Source organism: Myroides sp. N17-2 (assembly GCF_002286775.1).
In the GTDB taxonomy this organism is placed as follows: domain Bacteria; phylum Bacteroidota; class Bacteroidia; order Flavobacteriales; family Flavobacteriaceae; genus Flavobacterium.
Map to the genome: position 1 here is coordinate 1 of NZ_NSGJ01000086.1, position 4,399 is coordinate 4,399.

At 32.8% G+C, this 4,399-nt stretch carries 4 protein-coding genes and 1 pseudogene; 2 read left to right on the top strand and 3 right to left on the bottom strand.

Annotation, left to right across the window (positions count from 1 at the left end):
- Nucleotides 1-312: 312 nt before the first annotated feature.
- Genes CF599_RS19100 through CF599_RS19110 form a run of 3 tightly spaced genes read right to left on the bottom strand, consistent with a single transcriptional unit; the run spans nt 313 to nt 2,117 of the window.
- Nucleotides 313-504 carry a cold-shock protein gene (locus tag CF599_RS19100; RefSeq protein WP_121967515.1) on the bottom strand — a complete coding sequence of 64 codons (192 nt, stop codon included), beginning with the start codon at nt 502-504 and terminating at the stop codon, nt 313-315.
- 12 nt (nt 505-516) lie between these two features.
- Entirely contained in the window at nt 517-945 is a 429-nt protein-coding gene (locus CF599_RS19105) for a cold shock domain-containing protein (RefSeq protein ID WP_121967516.1), read from the bottom strand.
- A 53-nt stretch (nt 946-998) separates the two neighbouring features.
- Nucleotides 999-2,117 (bottom strand): DEAD/DEAH box helicase, encoded by a 1,119-nt coding sequence (locus CF599_RS19110; RefSeq protein ID WP_121967517.1) that lies wholly within the window; start codon nt 2,115-2,117, stop codon nt 999-1,001.
- A gap of 588 nt (nt 2,118-2,705) precedes the next feature.
- Here CF599_RS19110 and CF599_RS19115 point away from each other — a divergent pair.
- The gene (locus tag CF599_RS19115) at nt 2,706-3,722 is read left to right on the top strand and encodes a hypothetical protein (RefSeq protein ID WP_254050368.1); all 1,017 of its coding nucleotides are present in this window, start codon (nt 2,706-2,708) and stop codon (nt 3,720-3,722) included.
- Between the two features lie 475 nt (nt 3,723-4,197).
- A pseudogene (locus tag CF599_RS19120) lies at nt 4,198-4,399 on the top strand (IS1595 family transposase); the annotation flags it as partial.

The window sequence follows — 4,399 nt, forward strand, 5'->3', positions numbered from 1 at the left end:
TAAAAACTCAGGTAAAATCATTTTTATAAACTCAATATAGTTTTCCACGTTTATTATTTATCATTACAAAGATCTGTAGTTTTTAATTCACACACAACTTTTGAGATTGATCCCTTCTTCTTATACAGATTGACTAAACTTTATGCATAAACACAACTTTTGAGATTGATCCGAGACTTTGCGGAGCGAACCGTTTAAGAAAGTACACACAATCACGACATCACAAAATAAAAAAAGGCCGAATATAAATATTCAGCCTTTTTATTTTTTATAAGTAGGAACATAAAAATATTCTTACTTATTAAAGGGTAATTACGCTCTTCTTACGTTTACTGCGTTGATTCCTTTTTTACCTTCTTCGATTTCGAAAACTACTACGTCATTCTCTTGAATTCTTTCGTTTAAGTTTGAAACGTGTACGAAGATGTCTTGTCCACCATTAGATGGAGTAATGAAACCAAACCCTTTAGTTTCGTTGAAGAATTTTACTGTTCCTTCTTGCATAATATTAAGTATTTAAATTTTATTTACTTCAATGGCACTTAGGCCTCTTGGAGTTCTTTCTTTTCTAAAGGTAACTTTGTCACCTTGCTGTAATGGCTGATTTGACTGACTGCTGTGTACGAAAATGTTTTCTTTCGAATTATCTTCTGTTATAAACCCAAAGCCTTTGTCACTAAAATAAGTCACTACACCAGTCGATTCTAAATCTGGTGCTGAAGCTGCTGCTAAGCGCTCTTCAAGTTCTCTTTTAGCGGCTTCGATGTCTTGCTCTCCAGGTGGAATATGTGTAAGATTACCGTTGTAATCTACATACACTAACATATCTTCAAGGTCTTTTCCTTTGTTGTTGTTAGTTTTACGTTCCTCTTTCTTTAATGCTTTCTCTTGTCTTTTCTGTGCTTTCTTTTTATTGTTTTCTTTTTTTGAAAAAGAATCAGCCATATTTTTGATGTTTTAGGTTAATACTGTTTATTTATTCTAGAGCATCTTGATAGCTACTCTAAAACTTGGTTTTTAACATGCATTCTTATTCCTGTAAATCTTTCAATTGCTTGAAATTCTTTCTTTTCTTCAGGAGTACAGAAGCACATTGCTACACCTTTTAATCCAGCTCTACCCGTTCTACCAATGCGATGTACATAAGTCTCAGGTTTATCTGGTATGTCATAATTAATAACATAAGGTAGTTTGCTTATATCGATTCCTCTTGCTGCTATATCAGTAGCGATTAGAATATTGATTTTATTACTCTTAAAATCTTCAAGTGCTTTTACACGAGCACTTTGAGATTTGTTTCCATGAATAGCCATAGCTACCATGTTTACCTTTTGTAAGTACTTTACTAGGTTATTAGCCTCATACTTTGTTCTTGTGAATACTAAAGTAGACTCTGCATTATCTTTTAACACAGCGTGTAGTAAAGCTCTTTTATCCTTTTTCTCAGCGAAGTAAACCTCTTGTTGTATTGTCTCAGCTGTAATTACTTCAGCAGCTACTTCTACTTTTGCAGGATTGTTTACTATCGTTCTAGCGAATTTCTCTATGTCTTTAGGCATTGTAGCCGAGAAGAATAATGATTGTCGCTTAGCAGGTATATGAGTTAGGATTTTTTTTAGATCATGTATGAATCCCATATCAAGCATTTGATCCGCTTCATCTAATACTAGGATCTCTAGGTTAGATAATTTTACTATTTTCTGATTGATTAAGTCTAATAAACGACCAGGAGTAGCTACTACGATATCAGTGCGTTGTTTTAATGCTCTAATTTGAGGAGGTAGTGGAACACCACCAAATAAAGTTAAAGTATTAAGGGGTAATTCAGTACTATAGTCTAGGAAGCTGTCTTTTACTTGTATTGCTAATTCACGCGTTGGAACTAGAATTAAAGCTCTGATAGCTTTATGAGTAGTTTTGTTTTTGTGTAATCTCTCTAGGATAGGAATAGCAAATGCAGCAGTCTTACCAGTACCAGTTTGAGCAGTACCTATAACGTCCTTACCTTCAAGTATAACTGGAATTGCTTTTTGTTGTATTTCAGTAGCTTGAGTATATCCTATCTTGGTTAGAGCTGTTTGTATTTCAGGTGTTAATGCTAAGTCTTTAAAATTCATTTGTTATGCCTATTCTTATTCTGTTCTTTTACTCCGAAGAGTACTTGTACTTGTATATCTGTGTATTATCCTGATGAGTGCTATTGCATTCTACAGGTAAGGGTCTTTATTCGAAACAATAAATATGATACACATTTACTTGCAAGAAGTTTCTTCTATAATTCGAAACAAAAAGAATCATGAGTTAAATAAGAATTAGAGAAGTCTAAAATGCAGGATAATATCTGCTCTTGTATTTCTCTAATAGCAAGTGATTAACTAATAATACGGTGCAAATATATAACTAATATTCGAATAATTAGGTATTTATTTTCAAGTAAATGCGAGATACATACGTTTTTTAGAAAAAAGGCGTTAGTTATTTCGGTATAGAATAGTAAATTTGGAAGAAATTAATAGAGCTTGTGTCAATTTGAATGCTACCAATAAGGCAAGTTAGTTTTCAGCCAATCAGGGTATTCTATATGGATGTTGATTTATATCTCACAATAGAATTAGACGAGCATGGCAAAAATAAGCCTTCGCGAGTGACTATATATAATTTTTTTAATCAAACTCTATATCGCATTTTGCTATAATATTTTGTACATGAGTATAACGACAAAGCTAGTGATAGCACACCTTTATAACCGTTTCTTAAAACTTAACTATGTGTGGATAGCTCTAATACTATGCTCAAGTAGTGGGGTAATGGCACAAGAGGTAGATGAAGATCAGGTAAGTATCGTAAAAGTTTGGCGCGATCTGAATGGAGATAATAAATTGTATATCAATGTAGGCGCTACGTGTAATAACTATGATAGCAAAAGGTTATTTGCTAAACAAGGATATTCTTCTATTCTGTCATTAGAATTAGTGAACGAAGAGAATAAAGTAACTACTATTTATGGTGAACGCCTGCCTGATGATCAGATGTTGATGTTTTATGACGAGGGAATTTGGTTTGCAGAACACGAAGATATACAAGCTGTTTTTATACCCGTATTTTATTGTCGACCATTTTTTGGTGCAGAGATGCCTTTAACTTATATTGTTTTGTATAATGGCAAAAGATATATGTATTACTTTGACTTTTTCTGTGGTTCTAGGGTATCAGACACTTGTTCTCTCGCTTATAGTAAACGAGAATTAGGCAAGAAAGTGTCTAATCTACCTGAGCCTTTAGCTAAAGTATTTACAGAATATCTGTGGAAAGTCTATACTTCTAGAGAAGATCTATTTCCTAATCACCTCATATTTAGAGAAGAGAAATATGCTAAGACCAGCACTCCTTTTGACTTAGCTACAGCCTATAATGCATCCTATCCTTATGTCTTATTAGATAAGGTCAATGGTTATTTATCAGAGCGCAAGTACTCTCTTTCGAGCACATATTTAGATGAGTTCGAGTATATTTATGTGCGTGATGAGCTTACCGTTGATGTAGCAGGTTTTTATGTACAAGATAAGACCATCGCGCAGAAAGCAAGTTCTTATCGTACTCGTGTAGCATCAGACAGAGATAAACTCTTAGAAGAAGCCAAGTTCTTTACGCGTAGAAGTCAGTATCAAGAAGCTTATCTAATCTATAGAGTAATGTTAGAAGAAGAAGCGCCTTCAGCTTAATTAAGAATTGTTGGCTTCGACAGGAGGTGGGATTGTGAGGACAAGACAGAATGTCAATTAAATATTGAATGATGTTTTATTTGGATGTATGTGATCATCCCTACGATTGTGGTTAGAATACCTAATAACTTTACGAAGTGATAAAATGAAATTAACTAATGAACCATCCTAGACTTACGAAGTTCTAACGGCCTAAGCTAGTTCATTGTAGATGTAATCTTGACTTTTTATTTCCTGAAATTTCTTTAGTACTATAAGAATAATAAAAGCTATGAGAAAATTTCTTACTATCCAACTAGAAAGTACGGTGTTAGGTCTATTCAGTAAAGAACGAATGCTATTTAGCTAAGTATTTTTTTTTCAATAGCATATCTTTCATTATATAGTTTTTTATTAAAATAATCATTTTTATTATCTTGCCTATTTCATTTGTTAGAACAGATATTTGCTATTATTTCTTTATCACTAAACATTTGTAAAATGTGGTCATAAAAAAGGTTGCTTAAAAACTAATCATTCTTACTATTGTTATAACTGTGAACATGTTGAGAGTTCAAATGCTAATACTTTATTTCATAAAGTTAAGTTTGGTTTACATAAAGCGTTTATGATTGTATTTGAGATGACAACTTCTAGTCAAAGCATCTCTAGTATTCAAATGGGTAAACGTTATGGTA

Bases quoted from the DNA above. Each gene is read 5' to 3' on its own strand.
- CF599_RS19110 (WP_121967517.1), bottom strand. From the start codon at position 2,117: ATGAATTTTAAAGACTTAGCATTAACACCTGAAATACAAACAGCTCTA.
- CF599_RS19100 (WP_121967515.1), bottom strand. From the start codon at position 504: ATGCAAGAAGGAACAGTAAAATTCTTCAACGAAACTAAAGGGTTTGGT.
- CF599_RS19115 (WP_254050368.1), top strand. From the start codon at position 2,706: ATGAGTATAACGACAAAGCTAGTGATAGCACACCTTTATAACCGTTTC.
- CF599_RS19105 (WP_121967516.1), bottom strand. From the start codon at position 945: ATGGCTGATTCTTTTTCAAAAAAAGAAAACAATAAAAAGAAAGCACAG.